The following is an 18572-nucleotide window of genomic DNA, read 5'->3' as shown; positions in this document are numbered from 1 at the left end:
GCTAGCTCTTGCGGACCTGGTCGTAGATGCGCACCGTGCGCGCGGCGATCTGATTCCAGTCGAATTCGGCTATGGCGCGCGCCCTTCCGGCGCCGCCCATGGCCGCGGCGGTCTCCGGATCGCCCGCCACGGCATCGATCGCCGCGGCCAGCGACCGTTCGTAGGCGACGGTGTCGGCGGCGTCGTAGTGCACCAGCCGCCCGGTCACCCCCTCGGCGACGACCTCCGGAATCCCGCCCACATCCGACGCCACCACGGCGGTCCCGCAGGCCATGGCCTCCAGATTCACGATGCCCAGTGGTTCGTACACCGACGGGCACACGAAAACCGTTGCCGCGGCCAGAATCTGGCGCACCATCTCGGTGGGCAGCATTTCCCGCACCCAGAACACGCCCCCGCGCGAGCGGCTCAGCTCGGAGACCGCCGCGGCGACCTCGGCCTCCAATCGCGGCGTGTCGGCGGCCCCGGCGCACAGCACCAGCTGAATCGCGGGGTCCAGATCGCGGGCCGCGGCCAGCAGATGCGCCACACCCTTCTGCTGCGTGATCCGCCCGACGAAGGCCACGATGGGCCGCTCCCGGCTCACCCCGAGTTCGCCCAGCACGTCGCGCACCCCGTCACGCGGCCCGCCCGGATGCCACACCTGGGCGTCGATCCCGTTGTGCACCACATGCACTCGCTCCGGATCCAGTTCCGGATACGCGTCCAGCACATCGGCCCGCATGCCCGCGCTCACCGCGATCACGGCATCGGCATAGGCCATGGCATTGCGCTCCGACCACGACGAGAGCCGGTATCCCCCGCCCAACTGCTCGGCCTTCCACGGCCGCCGCGGCTCCAGCGAATGCGCGGTCAGCACATGCGGAATCCCGTACAGCTCGGCGGCGAGGTGCCCGGCCAACCCCGTGTACCAGGTGTGCGAGTGCACCACGTCGGCCCCGTCCGCCGCATCGGCCATGCGCAGCTGCGCCGACATCATCTGCACGGCCGAATTGGCCGCGTAGAGCATGGGATCGGGTTGATGCACCACGGCGTCGGTGCGCGGCACGCCCATGCAGTGCACGGTCACCTCGCACAGCCCCCGCAGTCGCGGCACCAGCTGCGTGACATGCACGCCCGCCCCGCCGTACACCTCCGGCGGGTACTCGCGGGTCATCATGGCCACGCGTAGTTCGCGCCCACCCTCCGCGCCGTAATCCACCGCTCCAACCTAAACGTTCACCCCGACCCTGACCAACCGTGACCGGTCTGATAACAGACACCCGGTAGGTTGGGCATTGTGAGGAGCCAGCCGCACGTACTCGGGATCGTGCTCGCCGGTGGCGAGGGCAAGCGACTCTTCCCGCTCACCAAGGACCGGGCCAAGCCCGCCGTGCCGTTCGGCGGCGCGTACCGGCTCATCGATTTCGTGCTGTCGAACCTCGTGAACGCGGGCTATCTGAAGATCTGTGTCCTCACCCAGTACAAGTCGCATTCGCTGGACCGCCACATCTCGCAGACCTGGCGGCTGTCGGGTTTCGGCGGCGAGTACATCACCCCCGTGCCCGCGCAGCAGCGGCTGGGCCCGCGCTGGTACACCGGCAGCGCCGACGCCATCATGCAGTCGCTGAACCTCATCTACGACGAGGATCCGGAGTACATCGTGGTCTTCGGCGCGGACCACGTGTACCGCATGGACCCCGAGCAGATGGTGTCGCGGCACATCGAATCCGGTGCGGGCGTGACGGTCGCGGGTATTCGGGTGCCGCGCAGCACCGCCAGCGCGTTCGGCTGTATCGATTCCAACGAATCCGGCCGCATCACCCAGTTTCTGGAGAAGCCGGTGCATCCGCCCGGCACGCCCGACGATCCGAACGCCACCTTCGCCTCGATGGGCAATTACGTGTTCACCACCAAGGTGCTGGTGGATGCCATTCGCGCCGATGCCGATTCCACCGATTCCGATCACGATATGGGCGGTGACATCATTCCCCGCCTGGTGAGCGCGGGCGAGGCCGCCGTCTACGACTTCGCCCGCAACGAGGTGCCGGGCGCGACCGACCGCAGCCGCGGCTATTGGCGCGATGTCGGCACCATCGACGCCTTCTACGACGCGCACATGGATCTGGTGTCGGTGGATCCGGTCTTCGATCTGTACAACAAGCACTGGCCGATTCGCGGCGCTGCGGAGAATCTGCCCCCGGCGAAGTTCGGGCGCGGCGGGCTGGCGCAGGAGTCGATCGTCGGCTCCGGGAGCATTCTGTCGGCGGCCACGGTGCGCAATTCGGTGTTGTTCTCGAATGTGTTCGTGGAGGACGGCGCGACGGTGGAGGGCAGTGTGCTCATGCCGGGTGTGCGCATCGGCCGCGGCGCGGTGGTACGTCATGCCATTCTGGACAAGAACGTCATGGTCACCGAGGGCGAGATCATCGGGGTGGATCTGGACCGCGATCGCGACCGGTTCGCCGTGAGCAATGGCGGTGTGGTGACCGTCGGCAAAGGCGTGTGGGTGTAAGGACATTCGGCGATGTGTGGACACTCGCCCGCGCGGAGACCGAGAATCTCTAGCGAGCGCCGGAGCGCGGCGCGGGAGGGAGCACCATGGGACGCGCCACACGCGTGATCACCGCCGCCGCCTGTCTGACCGTGAGCGCGCTACTGGCCGGATGCGGGGTGAGCGGGACCGCGACACCGGGCGAGATGGATGTCCGCACCCTGGATTCCGGCTCGTATCCGGTCGACCGCTACACCTACGACCAGCGCGCCGAGAGCGATGGCCCGTTGGTGGAGGGTTTCCGCATGGCCGATGCGGTGGTGCCGTCGAACAAGGTGGATTCCTCGCTGTTGATCGGGCGCGGCGGCATCGTGCTCGAGGACGCGCAGCAGGTGGTGAGTGTCAGCCATCTCTCGGCCTCCTCGCGCCCCGTCCTGGAGAATCGCGGCTTCATCGTCGGCTATGCCGCCAGTGGCTCGGATCTGCCGGACAAGGGCGACACCACGGACCCGAACAGCACCGCGGTCACCATCCGGCTGCTGCGCTTCCCCTCCGCCGATGCCGCCAAATTGGCCGCCCGCGAACTCGAGGACGCGGATTTCAACGTGGCCTTGGATCAGAACCGCAAGCTGACCATCACCGATTACCCGGATGCCTACGCGCACTGGCGGCCCGGCGTGCCGAATATCGGAATGTCCATGCCGCGTGGGGAATTCGTCATCTCGGTCTTCGCCTCCCGACCCAAGGCCGACGAGAAGGACCTGGTGTCGTGGGTGAAGAAGGCCCTCGACGCCGAGGTGCCGGTGGTGGACGCCTTCCAGCCCACCCCGGCCGACAAGATCGATGAACTGCCGGTGGATCCGGGTCGCATGCTGGCGCGCACCCTGGTGCCCGATCGTGACGATCAGCAGCCCGATCAGGACAAGTTCGCGGTGTACGGCCGGACTCCGCTGGTCATGGCGGCCGCCGATCAGAACGAGCGGCAGCGGCTGGTGGACGAGACCGGACTCGACGCCATGAGCAAGGCGGACACCAATTTCGTTTTCCGCGTGCGTGATTCCGCCGCCGGGAACAAGCTCGTCGAGGGCCTGATCGACACCCTCGGCGAACGGTGGGAGCGCGGTTCGGCCCCGGACAAGCTGCCCGACACCACGTGCGCCCAGCTCAAACGCCCTGGCGGCGCGGACTTCCCGAACCGCTGCTACGTGGTCTACAAGCGCTATGTGGCCCTGGTGCTGGGCAGTTCCGAATCCGATGCCAAGCGGAAGGCCACCGCGCAGTACGCGCTGCTCGCGAACAGTCTCTGAGAGCACTGGCGAATTCGGCGAGATCCCGAAAACGTGGACAGGCGCTTCGCCCGGGTCGGACAATCGATTCGGGAGGAACGCCATGAGCCGAAAACCCTGGGGGACGGTACTTCTCGCCGCGATATGCCTCGCTGCCGCGGCCCTGTCGACCGGTTGCGGTACCCCCGGCACCGCGCTGCCGGGTGAAATCGATGTCCGCACACTCGATTCCGGTTCGTATCCGGTGAATCGGCACAGCTACGACCAGAGCGCGAGAGGCTACGGCGCGATACTCGAGGGCCAGCGCATGGCCGAGGCCGTGGTGCCGACGGTGCGCATCGATTCGAAGCTCAATGTCGGTCGCCAAGGCGAAGTGTTCACCACGGCCAAGGATCTCATCGAGGTGGGCGGACTGTCCTCGTCCGTACGCACGATCCTGGACAACCGCGAGTTCCTGGTCGCCTACGCCGCCAGCGGTGCGGACAAACCCGATCCGCCCGGCCAGACCCGGCCGGACGAGAGCACGACCACGGTGAATATCCGCCTGCTGCGCTTCCCCTCCGCGGATACCGCCAAACTGGCGGCCCGGGAGATGGAGGACGCGGATTTCAACGTCGCCCTGACGGTGAACCGCAAACTCACCCTGCCCGAATACCCCGACGCCTTCGCGCACTGGCGTCCCGGCGTCTCCACCGTCGGCGTGGTGATGGCCCGCCGAGAGTTCGTACTGCACTTGTTCATTCGCCTACCGAGCGGCGGCTCCGACCAACTGCTCTCCTGGGCGAAACGCACCCTCGACGCGCAAGTACCCCTCATCGACGCCTTCCAGCCCACTCCGACAGACGAGTTCGAACAGCTGCGCCTCGATCCGGACAACATCCTCGCCCGCGCCTTGGTCGAAGACCGCGACGCCCAACAGATCGACCCCCACGAATTCGCCGTCTACGGCCCCACCATCCTCATCCACAACGCCCTCGACCAAACAGCCAGACAGAAGGTCGTCACCGAAACAGGCACCGACGCCGTAGCCGTGGCCGAAGACGTCAACGTCATGCGCACCCGAGACCCCGAAGCCAGCAAAACCCTCATAGACGGCCTCATAACCAGCCTCGGCGACGCCTACGCCAACGGCCCACCCCCCGACACCATCCCCGACGTCAAATGCGTCCACCGCACCCGAGGCACCGACCAATACCGCTGCTACATCCCCTACAAACGCTACGTAGCCATAGTCAACACCGGCACCGAATCCGACGCCCACCGCATGGCCACAGCCCAATACGCCCTGCTGGCGAACAGCCTGTAGCTCACCACTGCTGGGCGGGGGCGTAGACCTGTTCGGTGCAGAAGGGGGCGCAGGAGCCTGGTGGGGGTGTGGGGGTGATGACGCCCTGGGGGTCGTCGAAGCGCGCACCGGCTACCAGGAGTAGGACCACCATTCCGACGAAAATGATGGAGCCGAAAATTATCAGTGCGGGCCACAGCCAGCCGGATGGCAGATGCGCACCGAGGATCAGACCTTCGGCATACATTGCCCCACCTCCTCATGCCTCGGTTCCTCTCTCTATGGCTGTACCACCGAAATGGCGTCGGAACCAGGGTTCCGACGCCATTCGGTGAAACATACCGTTTGCGTTGTTGGCTCAGCGCAGGTCGCGGCGGCGGAAGGCGATGAGGCCCACGGTGATCGAGAGCGCCGCGAGGAGGGTGAGGATGATCAAGGGGGTGGGGGTGAACTCCGCGCCGGGGAGTTTGGGCGCGTGTTCGAAGGGGTCGAGATCGCGGAACCATTGCGGCGCTCCGGAAATCGAGCCGAGCAGGAAGACCGCGACTGCGGCGACGAACACGCCCCAGGCGATCGGTGCCCAGCGCGGCGCGAGTCCGAAGAGCAGCACCACCACGCCGACGAAGAACCAGATGGCGGGCAGGTGCACCAGGGCCGCGCTCAGCACATCGCCGATCTTGCCGCCGATATCCCCGGCCGCCCGGCCGTACACGAAGCCGCCGACGGTTCCGGCCACCGCCAACGCCACCGCCGGACCGAGTAGCGCGAACGCCAGATGCGATGCCGCCCAACGGGTTCGGGATACCGCGACGGTGAGCACCGATTCGGCGTGCTGGGTGGACTCCTCCTGATGCAGCCGCAGCGCCGCCGAGATGCCGTACGCGGTGGCGGCCACGGCGAGCATGGTGAATCCGTAGGTGATCATCGAATTCTCCAGCGACTCGGAGCCACCCATGCGGGTGATGAGTTCGCGGATGGTCTCGCTGTTGCCGAGTTCGTCGCCGATGCCGTGGATGACGCTGCCGAAAACCAGTCCGTACAAGCCCAATCCGACCGTCCAGGCCACCAGCGAGCCGCGCTGCAAGCGCCACGCCAGCCCGAACGGACCGGACAGTGCGGGACCGGCGGCGGCCGCGCCGGGCCGCTCGGCCACCAGGCCCGCGCCCAGATCGCGATGGGCCAGCAGGGTGTAGGCCAGCACCGTCAGCACGACGACAGCGGCCAGATGCAGCAGCAGAACCGCGAAGTGATCGCCCGCGAACGGCCGCACCTGCAATGACCAGCCTTGCGGCGAAAGCCAAGTGAGCACGTTGGTGGGCCCGTCACCCGCGCGCGCGTCACCGACGGCGCGCAGCGTGTAGGTGGTGGCCAGCACCGCGAAGGCGACACCGCGCGCGGTGCGCGCACTCGGCGACACCTGCGCCGCGACCGCCGCCACCGTGGCGAACACCGCACCCGATCCCGCCAGCGCCAACCCGAAGGCCAGCGCCCCGGATTTCGGCACCTCGGTACTGAACAGGCTCAGGGTGGCGAGCAGTCCGGTGGCGACCGCGCCGCCCACGCCGATGATCCACGCCGCCGTCAGCCCGGCGAACCGCCCCACCTGGGTGGCGGCCACCAATTCCCCACGGCCCGTTTCCTCTTCGGCGCGCGTGTGCCGAATGACGGTGAGAATGGTGGCGATGGCGATGAGCGTGTAGAACATGCCCGCCTTCCAGATTCCCGCCGCGCCCAGGCTGGTGCCGTAGACCGGGCCGTACATGGCGAGCTGGGCGGGACTGGCGAGAATGGACTGGACGAATCCGGCGCGCGCGGCCTCGTCGGGGTACACGCTGGAAATACTGTCGATATAGGTCGGCCCGATCGGCGCCGACAGCAGCAGCACCCACAGCGGCAGCACAATGCGGTCGCGCCGCAGATACAGCCGCAGCAGTTTGCCGGTTCCGGTGAAATCGGCTGTGTTGAACGATGTTTCGGCCGCGCGATGGCGCGGCATGACGGCGGTGGTCATGACACCTTCTCCGCGGTCCGGGGCGCGCCGTCCGACGGCGCGGACGCGTCGTCGCCATTGAGCGAGTAGTGGCGCAGGAACAGTTCCTCGAGGGTGGGCGGCTGGCTCACCAGGCTGCGCACCCCGGTGTCGCCGAGCACCCGAATGAGTTCGCCGAGATGTTCGGCCTCGACCTGGCAGTGCAGCGTGTGGTCCTCGAACTGGATATCGGCCACGCCCGGGATTCGACCGAGATCGCCTGGGTCACCGGTCAATTCGGCGGTGATGGAGGTGCGGCTGAGGTGCCGCAGCTGCTGCAGCGTGCCCGACTCCACGGTCCGTCCCGCGCGAATGATGGTCACCCGTTCGCACAGCTTCTCGACCTCGGAGAGGATGTGGCTGGACAGCAGGACGGTGCACCCGCGCTGTGCCGCCTCGGCCACGCATTCGTTGAACACCTGCTCCATGAGCGGGTCCAGCCCGGAGGTCGGCTCGTCCAGCATGAGCAGCGTGGCATTCGACGAAAACGCCGACACCAGTGCGACTTTCTGCCGATTGCCCTTGGAGTAGGTGCGCGCCTTCTTCTTGGTGTCGAGTTCGAAGCGGTCGATGAGCTCGGCGCGTCGGTCGGGGTCGATACCGCCGCGCATGCGGCCGAGCAGATCGATGGTCTCACCGCCCGACAGCGACGGCCACAGCGTGACATCGCCTGGGACATAGGCGATGTCGTGGTGCAGCGCCACGGCGTCGGTCCACGGGTCACGGCCGAAGACGCGCGCGTCCCCGGAGGTGCGCGACAGGATGCCGAGCAGAATGCGGATGGTGGTGGACTTGCCCGCGCCGTTGGGGCCGAGGAAACCGTGCACCTCGCCCCGCGCGACCTCCAGGTCGAGGCCGTCGAGGGCGTGCGTGCGGCCGAAGTGTTTGTGCAGGTCCCGCACCGAGATGGCGGGATCGTTCTGGGCATTCATCGAATCTCCTTGCCGGAAGCAGGAATCGAGGCTGAGGGTGATCAGGTGTTTGGGGGTTGTTCGGCGCTCTGCCGCTGCGCGAGCACCGTGTCGTAGACCATCGAATTGGCCAGCAGGCCATGGGTGTAGACCTCGACCATCGGCAGCAGCATCTGGTCGGAGTACTCGCGCAAGGCTTTTCGGAAATCCACCGGCCCGGGATGCGCCGCCTCGTAGTGCTGGAGGAACAGCATCATGCCGCCGCCGTGGTTGTAGGCCAGACACCGGGCCGTGGCCTTCAGATCCCTTGGGGGACGGATGGCTCCGGAGGCGATACCGGTGGCCAGGTACTGTTCGATGTCCTCGACCATGTGCTCGAAGAAGCTCACCATGAGCGGTCCGCCCGCCTGCATGCTGCGCATGAGGTAGGCCATCGCGGGAGCGAACTCCTCGATCTCGGCCAGCTGTTGCAGCAGCGTGGCCGAGGAGGGCCGCTGCATCGACTCCATCTTGGCGGCGCGCACCAACTCGCGGACGTGGTCGTCGCACGCCTCGCGCAGTCCGTCCTTGGACCCGAAGTGATGGTTCACGAGGCCGGGTGAGACCCCGGCGGCCTGCGCGATGGCGCGCACACCGACACCGAAACCCTGCTCGCCGAAGACGGCGATGGCGGCGTCCCGGATGCGGGCGCGAGTACTCAGATCCGCGGCGGATCCTTCCGATACGGCTGATCGCTTAAACACATGTTCAATATACTAAACACTCGTTCAACGCGCCGCAAGAGCCCCCGCGTGTTCGGTCACGGATGGTCGGGCATGCCCTGGAAGCCCGCTATCCCCGCCTCGGCCACCGCATCGTTCTCACCCCGACCACGACGGCTGCCGGTGTAGGCCCATTCGCGCACCGTCGCGACGACGCGTGGCAGCAACTCCACCTCCGGCGGGTGATTGCGCACCGGGTCGAAGAATCCCGGCGCGGCCTGCTCACCGATCTCGGGTTCGGCGATGGTGATCTCGGCCAGGGTGCGCATGGGGCCGCCGCGGGTGGACGCCTTCAGCGTGAAGCCCAGGCGATGGGTCTTGGCGTAGGCGGACAACCCCGCCAGCGATGGCGAATCCGGTTGCCCCGCATCGGGTTCGGCGAAAATCCACTCGGCCGGTCCGCCGTCGAACCGATAGGCCATGAGGCTGCCGTAGCGGGCCTGCGACCAGCCTTGCACCGGCTGGATCACGAAACGGCTCCAACTACCGGTGCCCGTGGTGGCCAGCACCAGATCCCACGGCTTCTCGTGCCGATCCAGCACCCGCACCGCCAGTCCCAGCACATCGGGCAGGCCGAGCGGGGTGCCGATCCCCTTCGAAATCCGTGCCAGCACAGGGCGATCCGTACTCCCCAACAGCTGCTTGTAACCGCCGTCGACGGCGTGCAGCGCACCCGTCAGCGGCACCCCGGCCGGATGGAACACGCGGTCGCGCCGCGCCCGTGCCGCGGCCTCGAACACTCCGCTCACGATGCGGTCGGGAATAGCCATATTCAGCACCTCTTCGTTTGCTCGGCATTCCGCTTCGCAATACCCGTGAGGGGCGAGATGAACCAACTCTCGGAGACTCTCAGGGGCTACGCCCCTGAAACCCCAAGAGAATTGGAGAGAGGCTCGACGCACAGAGCTACGGCGGTACTAGAGGGCCAAGGCTTCCCGCCAGCCACGGCACCCCGCGCACGGCAGGGCCGTCATCGCGGCGACGCGAGAGTACGAACCTTCGGCCAGCCACGGCACCCCGCGCACGGCAGGGCCGTCATCGCGGCGACGCGAGAGGACGGACCTTCGGCCAGCCGCAGGGCCGCCGCACAGCACGGCGGCTTCCCGCCGAGGCCCGAATTATCGGTGACTCAGCGGTTTTCGGCTCAGCCCCTGGAGGCGCAGAGCAGGCCGTCGCCTACCGGGATGAGGACGCTGGTCAGCTGGGGGTCCTCGGCGATGGCGCGGGTGGCGGCGCGGACGGCTTGGGTGGCGGGGTCGCGTTGGGCGGGGTCGGGGACGCGGCCGCCGAGGAGGGCGTTGTGGAGGAGGATCGCGCCTCCCTCGCGCAGCAGGCGCACGCCTTGGGCCACGTATTGCGGGTGTTCCAGGGGCGCGGCGTCGATGAAGACCAGGTCGTAGGCTCCGTCGGCGAGGCGCGGGAGCACGTCGAGGGCGCGGCCGTTGATCAAACGGGTTCGCGCGGGGGCGATCTCGGCGGCGCGGAAGGCCTCGCGGGCCGCGCGCTGGTGTTCGGGTTCGGAGTCGATGGTGGTGAGGGTGCCGTCCTTGTGCATCCCGTCCAGCAGCCACAGCCCGCTGATACCCGCCCCCGTCCCGACCTCGACGACGGCCTTGGCCGAGAGCAACTGGGCGTACATGCTCAGGAGTGCCCCGACCGAGGGCGGCACCGGGGATGCGCCCAATTCGACGGAACGTTCCCGGGCCGCGACGAGAATCTCGTCCTCGGCCACGGATTCCTCCACATACGCGAGGTTGCGCTGCAGGTTCGATGCCGCGGGAGTCTGGCTCACGGCTATGAGGCTAATGGCGCGAAGGCCCTATCGCGTGCCGGTGGCCGACCGGTGTGGCGAATTTTCTCAGGTGTCCCTCAGCCTGCGCATACGGCTCCCACATCGGGACCAGCGAGAGTAAGCAGCGACGCCAGGCCAGCGACCGCGGGCTCGGAGTCGGGAACAACCCGGGTTCGGGAACAACTCGACCCAACCGATCGGTTGTATCCGGCACCGACGTTCACGGTCCCGAGTAGGAGGTAACCCCATCCACATGGTCGACGCGGCGCGTGAACACGCCAACACTCTGCCCGAGCAGATCCTGCCGCTGCACAGCGACACCACGCTGGACGGCGACATCGACGCGGCCCATCCGGACAACCTGACCGGGACCGCGGCCTTCGACGCCACCGGTGACCGCGCCAAACTCCCGTCCTGGGACGAATTGGTGCGCGAACACGCCGACCGCGTCTACCGTCTCGCCTATCGCCTGACCGGTGATCCGCAGGACGCCGAGGACCTCACCCAAGAGACCTTCATCCGCGTATTCCGCTCGCTGTCGAACTATCAGCCGGGGACCTTCGAAGGCTGGCTGCACCGCATCACCACCAACCTGTTCCTCGATATGGTCCGTCGCCGCAACCGCATCCGCATGGAGGCGCTGCCCGAGGACTACGACCGGGTGCCCTCGGAAGGCCCGGGTCCCGAGCAGGTCTACCACGACGCCAATCTCGATCCCGACCTGCAATCGGCGCTCGACGCCCTGGCCCCGGAATTCCGCGCCGCCGTCGTGCTGTGCGATATCGAGGGCCTGTCGTACGAGGAGATCGGTGCGACGCTCGGCGTGAAACTGGGCACCGTGCGCAGCCGCATTCACCGTGGACGCCAGGCACTGCGCGAGTACCTCGAGCATAATGGAGCACAGCGGCGTTTCGACGCCGCGAAGGTCGGGTAAACAAACGGGCCGTACCGTAATTTGTCGGCGGCGGCCCGCTCACAGCACCGACGCAGCCGAGGTCGTCCGGAAGGGTGTGCACCGATATGAGTGGCGAGGACAGATCGCGTCCGCCCCGATTCGCCCCCACCGAGCATCTGGCCACGGAGGCCATTGCCGCCTATGTGGACGGGGAGCTGCGGATGAACGCGTATCTGCGGGCCGCCCATCATCTTTCCGTCTGCGCCGAATGCGCGGCCGAGGTGGATGCCCAGCAGCAGGCGCGAATCGCGCTGCGCCAGTCCAGCCATATCACCGCGCCGCTGCGACTGCACGATTCGCTGAGCCGAATTCCGATTTCCGAACTGCCCGGCGCGGAACACACCAAGCCCCCGCGCACCCCGCCCGCCGAGCGCGGAATGCTGTCGCCGAACGCGAGTTCCTTCGGGGTACGCCAAGATTCGTTGGACAGCAGAAGGTGGACGGCTTGGTGGCGCAAGTAGAGTTCATCGCGTGACCTCCGAATCGAAGAACACCGGGGCGACTTCGGGTCCCGGGGACGAGCACGCACAGACTTCCGATTCGGCGGCCAACAGGGGGAACCTGAGGCCGTCGGACGCACCGACACTGGGGCCGCGGCCGGTCTATCGCCCGCATGTCGACAAGCACACCGCGCGCGCCTTCCGCCGCCCGAGCGGGCAGGCCGGATCCTTCGGTCCGCGTCCCAACGGTTCGTCGAGTGCGCGCCCGGGTGAGCCCGAGGTCCAGAATCGGCCGCCGGATTCGGTGCTGGCCGAGGCGTTCGGCCGTCCCGCCGGTTCCACCGAGATTCTGCAGCGCGATCCCGACGCGGTGACCGACAAGCCCGCGCCCGCCCCGCCCGCCGATCCGTGGCGCGATCCCGAGACGGCCGCCCGGCTGGGCTCCCCCGCGCTCGCGGTGCCGCCGTCCCCGGCCCTCGCGCCGGGTGAGCAGTTGAGCGCGCGCGAGGTGCTCTTCGGCGGCAAGGTAGCGCCCAAGGCGTTGGCGACGCTGGCCGGGGTGGCCGTGGTCGTCGGCCTGGTGGCCGGGCTGCTCGGCGGTGTGGTCGGGCTGTTCGCGGGAGAGTCGGCCTCAACGCTGACCTCGCGCAAGGTGGCCTTGCAGACCGATGACGGCGGCGAGATGGCGACCGGCCAGATCGGCAAGGTGGTCGATGCCGTCATGCCCGCCATCGTCACGGTGCGGGCCTGGGTGGGCGACAACGGCTCCACGGGTTCGGGCGTGGTGATCGACGGCGCGGGCTATGTCGTCACCAACAACCACGTCATCTCCATGGCCGCCACCGACAAGAGCGGCAAAGCCAATTTGCAGGTGGTGTTCTCCGACAACACCCGCGTTCCGGCGCAGATTGTCGGCCGGGACGTGAAATCGGATCTGGCCGTGCTCAAGGTCGACGTGAAGAATCTGTCGGTCATCAATCTGGGTGAATCCAAGAATGTGAAGGTCGGCGACGATGTGCTGGCCATCGGTTCGCCGCTCGGGTTGGAGAAGACGGTCACCTCCGGCATTGTCTCGGCCCTGAATCGCCCCGTGAAGGTCGGCGGCGAGGGCACCGATACCAATGCCACCCTCGATGCCGTACAGACCGACGCGGCCATCAACCACGGCAATTCCGGTGGCGCGCTGGTGGATATGCAGGGCCGCCTGGTGGGAATCAATACCGCCATCAAATCCGAGAGCGGCGGTTCGGTGGGTCTGGGCTTCGCCATTCCGGTGGATCAGGTCAAACGCATTTCGCAGGGTCTGATTCGCGACGGCCAGGTGCATCACCCGAGGCTGGGTGTGAGCGCCAAGACCAAAATCGTCGCCAATGACGTGATGAGCGGTGCGGCGGTGGCCGATGTGCAGGAGGGCAGCCCGGCCGCCAAGGCGGGCATCGTCGAGGGCGATGTGATCGTGAAGGTCGGCGATCGCGAGGTCACGGGCCCGGAGGAGCTTACGGTCGCGGTGCAGTCCCACCAGATCGGCCAGACCGTGAATGTGCGGTTGATTCGGGACGGCCGCGAGGTGGACGTGCCGGTCACCCTGGAATCGGATTAACCGAGCGGATGCCGGTGTGGGGTATTTCGCGAGCCCCACACCGGGCCACGAACAGCGCGGACCGGTAGATTGGATCCGTGTTCAGCAATATCGGCTGGGGCGAGATGATGATCCTGCTCGTCGCGGCACTCGTCATCCTCGGCCCCGAGCGGCTGCCCGGCGCCATTCGGTGGACCGGTCAGGCGCTGCGCCAGGTGCGCGATTACGCGACCGGCGCCACCAGCCAGCTGAAGCAGGAATTGGGTCCGGAGTTCGACGAACTGCGCAAGCCCTTGGAACAGTTGAACGAACTGCGCGGTATGAATCCGCGGGCAATGGTGACGAAACACCTTCTCGACGGCGACGATTCGCTGCTCACCGGTAAATTCGACAAACCTGTCAGCTCGCCTACCAGCGCCAATACCGCGTATTCCATGCCGGAACCGCCGAAACCGCTGGAGCGCAACGAGCGTCCGCCGGTGGATCCCGACGCTACTTAGTTTCGGCCAACGTCAATCGGTCTAGACACCCAGAGCTGTTCAGGTATCTAGACTTCGGACATGTCGGCCGATGAGGTGGCACGGGTGTTCGCGATCGAGGACAAGGTCGAACGCCTCAAGGCGGCCACCGAGGGTGTGGCGGCCGCCCAGCAGACCATCAACGAACTCACCCGAATTCGCCGTGCCGTCATCCGCGAACTCCACGCGGAGGGCTGGACATTCGCCAGAATCGGTGCGGCGGCGGGACTTTCCCGCGCGCGCATCCATCAGGTGAGCACCCAGGGGCCGGTGCCCGAAGGACTGTTCTTCGGACACGGGCCGCTGACGATTCTCACCCCGGATGTGCGAAGTACCACCCGCTCCATCGCCCTGGTCGGCGCGCCGGATCCGGCCGCGCCGCACCGGCTGCTGGAACTGTTGCGGGAATTGGGCTTCACCGCGACCGTCGAGCGCTTCCTACCCGGGCGGCCCTTGGATCTGGACCGCGAGGGCCTCATCGTGCTGGGCGGTCCGGAGCTCTCCCCCAGCCTGCGCTATCTCGTGGCGGCCGATCCGCGCCTGCGCCGCACGGTGGCGCGGGCGGGTCGGGTGCGCCGCGGTATCGAGGACCGGGCCGCGCGGCGGGTGTACCGGCCGGGCGGCACCGAGCCCTACGACATCGCTTATCTGGCAAGGCTTCCCAGACCGGACGCACGTGGACACGTGCTGGTGATCGACGGGCTGCACCCACCGGCCTCGCTGGGAGCCATCCGACTGCTCGCCACGCGCCTGGCCACCCTGCACGAGCGCGCGGCCACGCATCCGTTCTCGGCGGTGGTCGGCGTGCGCTACGACCGCTCCACGGGCGAACCCATCGAAGCCGATCTGCTCACGCCGATCTACCGGCACGACCGCTAGGTGCGGGCCCTCAGGCCGCGGCCCAGGCTGGCCGCAGCTCCTGCATGGGCGGCCGGTCCGCCAGCGACACCTCCGTCGTCAGGGCCGTGAATTCGCCTCCGATGAGCGGGAATTGGGTCAGCCCCGCCCCCGAATCCAGAATTCCGCTGCGCCCCAACACCGTTCCCAGAATCTGTCGGCTCATGATGCCCAGATCCGAGAGCGGGCGGTTGCGGTGCGTGCGCACCCCGAGATTCACCTGCCCGATGGCATCGATGCCGTAGCGGTCGAAAGTATCGAGCAGCAGCCCGATCTCGACGCCGTAGCCCGGGGCGAACGGCACCGAGGTGAGCAGCTCCCGCGTACCCGCGTACTCGCCGCCCAAGGGCTGCAACACCTTCGACAGTTCCGGACGCAGCGCCGCCAGCAGCGGGCGGGCCACCAGTTCGGTGACACGGCCGCCGCCGTGTTCGTCGATGCCGTTGTCGTGGCGCAGCGGGCGGCGGTAGAACGCCTTCACCAGGCGCATGCCGTCCACGGTGAGCAGTGGTCCGAGCAGTTTCGGCACGAACATCGGGTCCGGGTCGATGAGGTCGGAGTCCACGAAGGCGATGAGGTCGCCGCTGGTGACCGCGAGCGAGCGCCACAGCACCTCGCCCTTCCCCGGTACCGGTTCGAGCTCGGGAACGGCCTGTTCGCGGGTGTAGACGGTGGCACCGGCGGCGCGGGCGCGCTCGACGGTGGCGTCGGTGGAGCCGGAGTCCAGCACCACCAGCTCGTCCACCAGGGTGCCGAGCAAGGGTCTGATACTGGCGACCACGTCGGCGACGGTGGCCTGTTCGTTGAGCGCGGGCAGGACCACGGAGACGGTGCGGTCCTTCTTGGCGGCAATCAGTTGTTGGACCGTCCAGTCGGGACGATCGAACGAATTGGTGAATTCCCAGTCCGTCATACGAGACCTCGCAGGGTGCGGGCGGGCGGGCGGAGACCCTGGATGGCGGCGATCATGTCGACGACGCGTCGGGTCGCACCGACCTCGTGCACACGGAAGACACGGGCACCCGCGGCGGCGGACCAAGCGGTTGCTGCCAATGTGCCCTCCAATCGCTCGGACAAGCCGACACCAAGAGTCTCTCCGATGAAATCCTTATTGCTGAGCGCCATCAAGACCGGCCACCCGCTTTTTACGAGAACGTCTATCGCCCGCAACAATTCCAGCCCGTGGTAGGTGTTCTTGCCGAAATCATGCGTGGGATCGATGAGAATCGAATCTTTTGCCACCCCCGCCGCGGCGGCCGCCTCGGCCGCGCGCACCACGGTCTCGGTGACCTCGGCCACCACATCGTCGTAGCGCACCCGGTGCGGACGGGTTCGCGGGACCGCCCCGCCGGTGTGGCTGCACACGATCCCGACACCCAATTCGGCCGCCACACCCACCAGATCCGGGTCCGCGCCCGCCCAGGTGTCGTTGATCAGATCCGCGCCCTCGGCCACCGCCGCCCGCGCCACCCCCGCGCGCCAGGTATCCACACTGATCAACAACTCCGGATACCGCTCCCGAATGGCCGCCACGAACGGCACCACCCGCCGCGCCTCCTCGGCGGCGTCCACCTCGACGCCCGGCCCGGCCTTCACCCCGCCGATATCGACGAGATCGGCCCCCTCGCGCACGGCCGTGGCGACCGCCGCCATGGCGGCGGTGTCGGTGAAGTTCGCGCCCTTGTCGTAGAAGCTGTCCGGCGTCCGGTTCACGATCGCCATGACCAGCGCCCGATCCGTCGCCACCGGCTTCCCGCACAATGTCGGCAACGGCGCACACATGACTTCGACTGTACCTAGCGCTGTGGCGGGCCTGCTGGGCAGCCGACCTGATATGTGGGCGGCCCTCAGCCCCGCGGCGCGCGGCCAGCGGCCACGTCGGCGACGTAATCCTCATAGGCGGGGATGTAGCCGTCGCCGCGTCCGGCCAGCACGTACAGCTCGCTCTTGTCGTCCGGTTCGTAGCCCTGTTTGCGTAGCTCCACCTTGCGGCTCTTGAAGGTGGAGGTCTGTTCCAGCTCCGGGACCACGCGAATGAACAGGGGGACGGCGTAGCCGGGGAGGCGGTCGAAGAGGTGGGCGGCGAGCTGTTGGCCGTCGAATTTCGCGTCGGGTTCGAGGGTGATCGCGGCCATACCCGCTTTACCGTCGGCACCCGGGATGTCCACGCCGTAGACGACCGCCTGGGTGATGGCGTCGAGGCCGTCGAAGGCCCCTTCCACCTGGGTGGTGGCGACGTTCTCGCCCTTCCAGCGGAAGGTGTCGCCGAGGCGGTCGACGAAGGCGATATGCCAGTAGCCCTGGTCGCGGACGAGGTCGCCGGTGTCGAACCAGCAATCGCCGTCGGTGAAGGCGTCGCGGAGGAGTTTGGATTCGGTGGCGGACTTGTCGGTGTAGCCGTCGAAGGGCGACCGGTCGGTGACCTTGGCGAGCAGCAGACCGACGCCACCGGATTTCACCTTGCGCAGCCGCCCATCCGGGCCGCGCAGCGCCTCGCCGGTGGCGTCGTCGTACTCCACGATGGCGAAGGGCAGCGGGGTGAATCCGGCGGTGCGGTCGACGCCGAATGCATTGATGAAGGCGACATTGCCCTCGCTCGCGCCGTAGAACTCCACGATCCGCTTGATACCGAAGCGATCCCGGAACTCGTCCCAGAGTTCGGGGCGCAGGCCGTTGCCCACCGCGATCGACACCTTGTGCGCGCGATCGGTGCGCTTGTGCGGCTGATTGAGCAGATACCGGCACAGCTCGCCGATGTAGATGAAGGCGGTGGCCTCCGACGCGATGGCCTCGTCCCAGAAGCGCGAGGCCGAGAAGTGCCGTCCCAGTGCGAGACTCGCACCGGAGGCAACCACCGACGACAGCGCCACCGTGATCGCGTTGTTGTGGTAGAGCGGCAGACAGCAGTACATGGTGTCGTCGCCGCGCAGGCGCACGCCCAGGCCGCCCAGGCCCGCCATGCTCTTGGTCCAGCGCAGGTGGGTCATCACACTGGCCTTGGGCAGGCCGGTGGTGCCCGAGGTGAAGATGAGGAAGGCGCGTTCGCGGGCCGTGATCTCCTCGGTGACAGCCGGATTCGAGGCCTCGGCGGAGTTCGCCTCCGCCACCAGATCCGCCGACCACAGCGTGTGCGGGCGCGGTTCGGAGAGCGTGTCGTAGGCTTCGCGGCACTCCTCGCCGATCACGTCCAGCACGCTGTTCAGCAGCCCGAAGCTGTGCTCCAGCACGGTATCTCGCTGATTGTGGTTGAGCAGTCCGACGGTCGCGCCCAGTTTCACGGTGGCCAGGGCGGTGAACAGCGTCTCGGGGCGGTTGGTCATGAGCACGCCGACCACATCGCCGCGCCGGACCCCGCGCGCGGCCAGGGTGTGGGCGTACCGGTTCACCTCGGCATTGGCCTGCGCCCAGGTGTAGGCGCGCCCTTCGAATTTCAGGAAGACGCGGTCGGGGTGTTTGCGCGCGCCGCGCTGGAAGAACAATCCGATCGAGGCCTTGTCACCGGATTTCACGAGCAGGCCCAGTGCGTTTCGCGCCATCTGCGGTGCCTGTAGCGCCATACCGGGCAGGGCACGGGCCAGATCGAGCAGGCTAACCGTCGAACGCGCTTCGGTCGTCACGTGATCCACCTTCTCGGATCGATCTGGGG

At 67.5% G+C, this 18572-nt stretch carries 18 protein-coding genes; 8 read left to right on the top strand and 10 right to left on the bottom strand.

What is annotated here, in order from left to right; genetic code table 11:
- Position 1: 1 nt before the first annotated feature.
- Positions 2-1159 (bottom strand): glycogen synthase, encoded by a 1158-nt coding sequence (gene glgA / locus ACIBH2_RS17170; RefSeq protein ID WP_397120811.1) that lies wholly within the window; start codon positions 1157-1159, stop codon positions 2-4.
- A 120-nt stretch (positions 1160-1279) separates the two neighbouring features.
- Between glgA and glgC the strand changes: the two genes are divergently transcribed.
- The 3 genes from glgC (at position 1280) to ACIBH2_RS17155 (ending at position 5065) form a co-directional block, all read left to right on the top strand.
- Entirely contained in the window at positions 1280-2494 is a 1215-nt protein-coding gene (gene glgC / locus ACIBH2_RS17165) for a glucose-1-phosphate adenylyltransferase (RefSeq protein ID WP_397118419.1), read from the top strand.
- Positions 2495-2580: 86 nt separating this feature from the next.
- Complete coding sequence (locus ACIBH2_RS17160) at positions 2581-3780, top strand: hypothetical protein (protein ID WP_397118417.1); 1200 nt, start codon at positions 2581-2583, stop codon at positions 3778-3780.
- Positions 3781-3862: 82 nt separating this feature from the next.
- Positions 3863-5065: a hypothetical protein gene (locus ACIBH2_RS17155; RefSeq protein ID WP_397118415.1), complete on the top strand. Its 1203-nt coding sequence runs from the start codon at positions 3863-3865 to the stop codon at positions 5063-5065.
- Between the two features lies 1 nt (position 5066).
- Here ACIBH2_RS17155 and ACIBH2_RS17150 read toward each other — a convergent pair whose 3' ends face one another.
- The 6 genes from ACIBH2_RS17150 to ACIBH2_RS17125 form a co-directional block, all read right to left on the bottom strand.
- On the bottom strand, positions 5067-5291 hold the full coding sequence (locus ACIBH2_RS17150) for a hypothetical protein (protein ID WP_397118413.1): 225 nt from the start codon (positions 5289-5291) through the stop codon (positions 5067-5069).
- A 111-nt stretch (positions 5292-5402) separates the two neighbouring features.
- A complete protein-coding gene (locus tag ACIBH2_RS17145) occupies positions 5403-7055 on the bottom strand; it encodes an ABC transporter permease (protein ID WP_397118411.1) in 1653 nt (550 codons plus the stop codon).
- Entirely contained in the window at positions 7052-8005 is a 954-nt protein-coding gene (locus ACIBH2_RS17140; RefSeq protein WP_397118409.1) for an ATP-binding cassette domain-containing protein, read from the bottom strand. Before ACIBH2_RS17140 ends, ACIBH2_RS17145 begins: the two co-directional genes overlap by 4 nt.
- 41 nt (positions 8006-8046) lie before the next feature.
- Positions 8047-8727 (bottom strand): TetR family transcriptional regulator, encoded by a 681-nt coding sequence (locus ACIBH2_RS17135; RefSeq protein ID WP_397118407.1) that lies wholly within the window; start codon positions 8725-8727, stop codon positions 8047-8049.
- Between the two features lie 56 nt (positions 8728-8783).
- Positions 8784-9515, bottom strand: a complete 732-nt coding sequence (locus ACIBH2_RS17130; RefSeq protein ID WP_397118405.1) for a phosphodiesterase — start codon at positions 9513-9515, stop codon at positions 8784-8786.
- Positions 9516-9889: 374 nt separating this feature from the next.
- The gene (locus tag ACIBH2_RS17125) at positions 9890-10537 is read right to left on the bottom strand and encodes an O-methyltransferase (protein WP_397118403.1); all 648 of its coding nucleotides are present in this window, start codon (positions 10535-10537) and stop codon (positions 9890-9892) included.
- Positions 10538-10790: 253 nt separating this feature from the next.
- Between ACIBH2_RS17125 and sigE the strand changes: the two genes are divergently transcribed.
- From sigE to ACIBH2_RS17100, 5 genes are all read left to right on the top strand, one after another.
- Positions 10791-11471 carry an RNA polymerase sigma factor SigE gene (gene sigE / locus ACIBH2_RS17120; protein ID WP_397118402.1) on the top strand — a complete coding sequence of 227 codons (681 nt, stop codon included), beginning with the start codon at positions 10791-10793 and terminating at the stop codon, positions 11469-11471.
- 86 nt (positions 11472-11557) lie between these two features.
- A complete protein-coding gene (locus ACIBH2_RS17115; RefSeq protein ID WP_397118401.1) occupies positions 11558-11953 on the top strand; it encodes a hypothetical protein in 396 nt (131 codons plus the stop codon).
- 10 nt (positions 11954-11963) lie between these two features.
- Positions 11964-13532, top strand: a complete 1569-nt coding sequence (locus ACIBH2_RS17110; protein ID WP_397118400.1) for a trypsin-like peptidase domain-containing protein — start codon at positions 11964-11966, stop codon at positions 13530-13532.
- A gap of 77 nt (positions 13533-13609) precedes the next feature.
- Positions 13610-14011, top strand: a complete 402-nt coding sequence (gene tatB, locus ACIBH2_RS17105; protein ID WP_397118399.1) for a Sec-independent protein translocase protein TatB — start codon at positions 13610-13612, stop codon at positions 14009-14011.
- 60 nt (positions 14012-14071) lie between these two features.
- A complete protein-coding gene (locus ACIBH2_RS17100) occupies positions 14072-14908 on the top strand; it encodes a hypothetical protein (RefSeq protein ID WP_397118397.1) in 837 nt (278 codons plus the stop codon).
- Positions 14909-14918: 10 nt separating this feature from the next.
- Here ACIBH2_RS17100 and ACIBH2_RS17095 read toward each other — a convergent pair whose 3' ends face one another.
- The 3 genes from ACIBH2_RS17095 to ACIBH2_RS17085 form a co-directional block, all read right to left on the bottom strand.
- Entirely contained in the window at positions 14919-15839 is a 921-nt protein-coding gene (locus ACIBH2_RS17095) for a glucosyl-3-phosphoglycerate synthase (protein ID WP_397118395.1), read from the bottom strand.
- A complete protein-coding gene (gene folP / locus ACIBH2_RS17090) occupies positions 15836-16708 on the bottom strand; it encodes a dihydropteroate synthase (protein ID WP_397118393.1) in 873 nt (290 codons plus the stop codon). The genes ACIBH2_RS17095 and folP overlap by 4 nt, the downstream gene beginning before the upstream one ends.
- A gap of 65 nt (positions 16709-16773) precedes the next feature.
- The gene (locus ACIBH2_RS17085; RefSeq protein WP_397118391.1) at positions 16774-18543 is read right to left on the bottom strand and encodes a long-chain-acyl-CoA synthetase; all 1770 of its coding nucleotides are present in this window, start codon (positions 18541-18543) and stop codon (positions 16774-16776) included.
- Positions 18544-18572: the final 29 nt, after the last annotated feature.

Origin of the sequence: Nocardia sp. NPDC050406, assembly GCF_044459025.1 — a bacterium.
Lineage (GTDB): Bacteria > Actinomycetota > Actinomycetes > Mycobacteriales > Mycobacteriaceae > Nocardia.
This window is presented reverse-complemented; position numbering and strand designations above follow the sequence as displayed.

What these genes read in the sequence shown, in the direction of transcription:
- ACIBH2_RS17140 (WP_397118409.1), bottom strand. Translation starts at nt 8,005, where the DNA reads ATGAATGCCCAGAACGATCCCGCCATCTCGGTGCGGGACCTGCACAAA.
- glgA (WP_397120811.1), bottom strand. Translation starts at nt 1,159, where the DNA reads ATGATGACCCGCGAGTACCCGCCGGAGGTGTACGGCGGGGCGGGCGTG.
- ACIBH2_RS17100 (WP_397118397.1), top strand. Translation starts at nt 14,072, where the DNA reads ATGTCGGCCGATGAGGTGGCACGGGTGTTCGCGATCGAGGACAAGGTC.
- ACIBH2_RS17145 (WP_397118411.1), bottom strand. Translation starts at nt 7,055, where the DNA reads ATGACCACCGCCGTCATGCCGCGCCATCGCGCGGCCGAAACATCGTTC.
- ACIBH2_RS17150 (WP_397118413.1), bottom strand. Translation starts at nt 5,291, where the DNA reads ATGTATGCCGAAGGTCTGATCCTCGGTGCGCATCTGCCATCCGGCTGG.
- sigE (WP_397118402.1), top strand. Translation starts at nt 10,791, where the DNA reads ATGGTCGACGCGGCGCGTGAACACGCCAACACTCTGCCCGAGCAGATC.
- ACIBH2_RS17155 (WP_397118415.1), top strand. Translation starts at nt 3,863, where the DNA reads ATGAGCCGAAAACCCTGGGGGACGGTACTTCTCGCCGCGATATGCCTC.
- ACIBH2_RS17130 (WP_397118405.1), bottom strand. Translation starts at nt 9,515, where the DNA reads ATGGCTATTCCCGACCGCATCGTGAGCGGAGTGTTCGAGGCCGCGGCA.
- ACIBH2_RS17160 (WP_397118417.1), top strand. Translation starts at nt 2,581, where the DNA reads ATGGGACGCGCCACACGCGTGATCACCGCCGCCGCCTGTCTGACCGTG.
- ACIBH2_RS17115 (WP_397118401.1), top strand. Translation starts at nt 11,558, where the DNA reads ATGAGTGGCGAGGACAGATCGCGTCCGCCCCGATTCGCCCCCACCGAG.
- folP (WP_397118393.1), bottom strand. Translation starts at nt 16,708, where the DNA reads ATGTGTGCGCCGTTGCCGACATTGTGCGGGAAGCCGGTGGCGACGGAT.
- ACIBH2_RS17095 (WP_397118395.1), bottom strand. Translation starts at nt 15,839, where the DNA reads ATGACGGACTGGGAATTCACCAATTCGTTCGATCGTCCCGACTGGACG.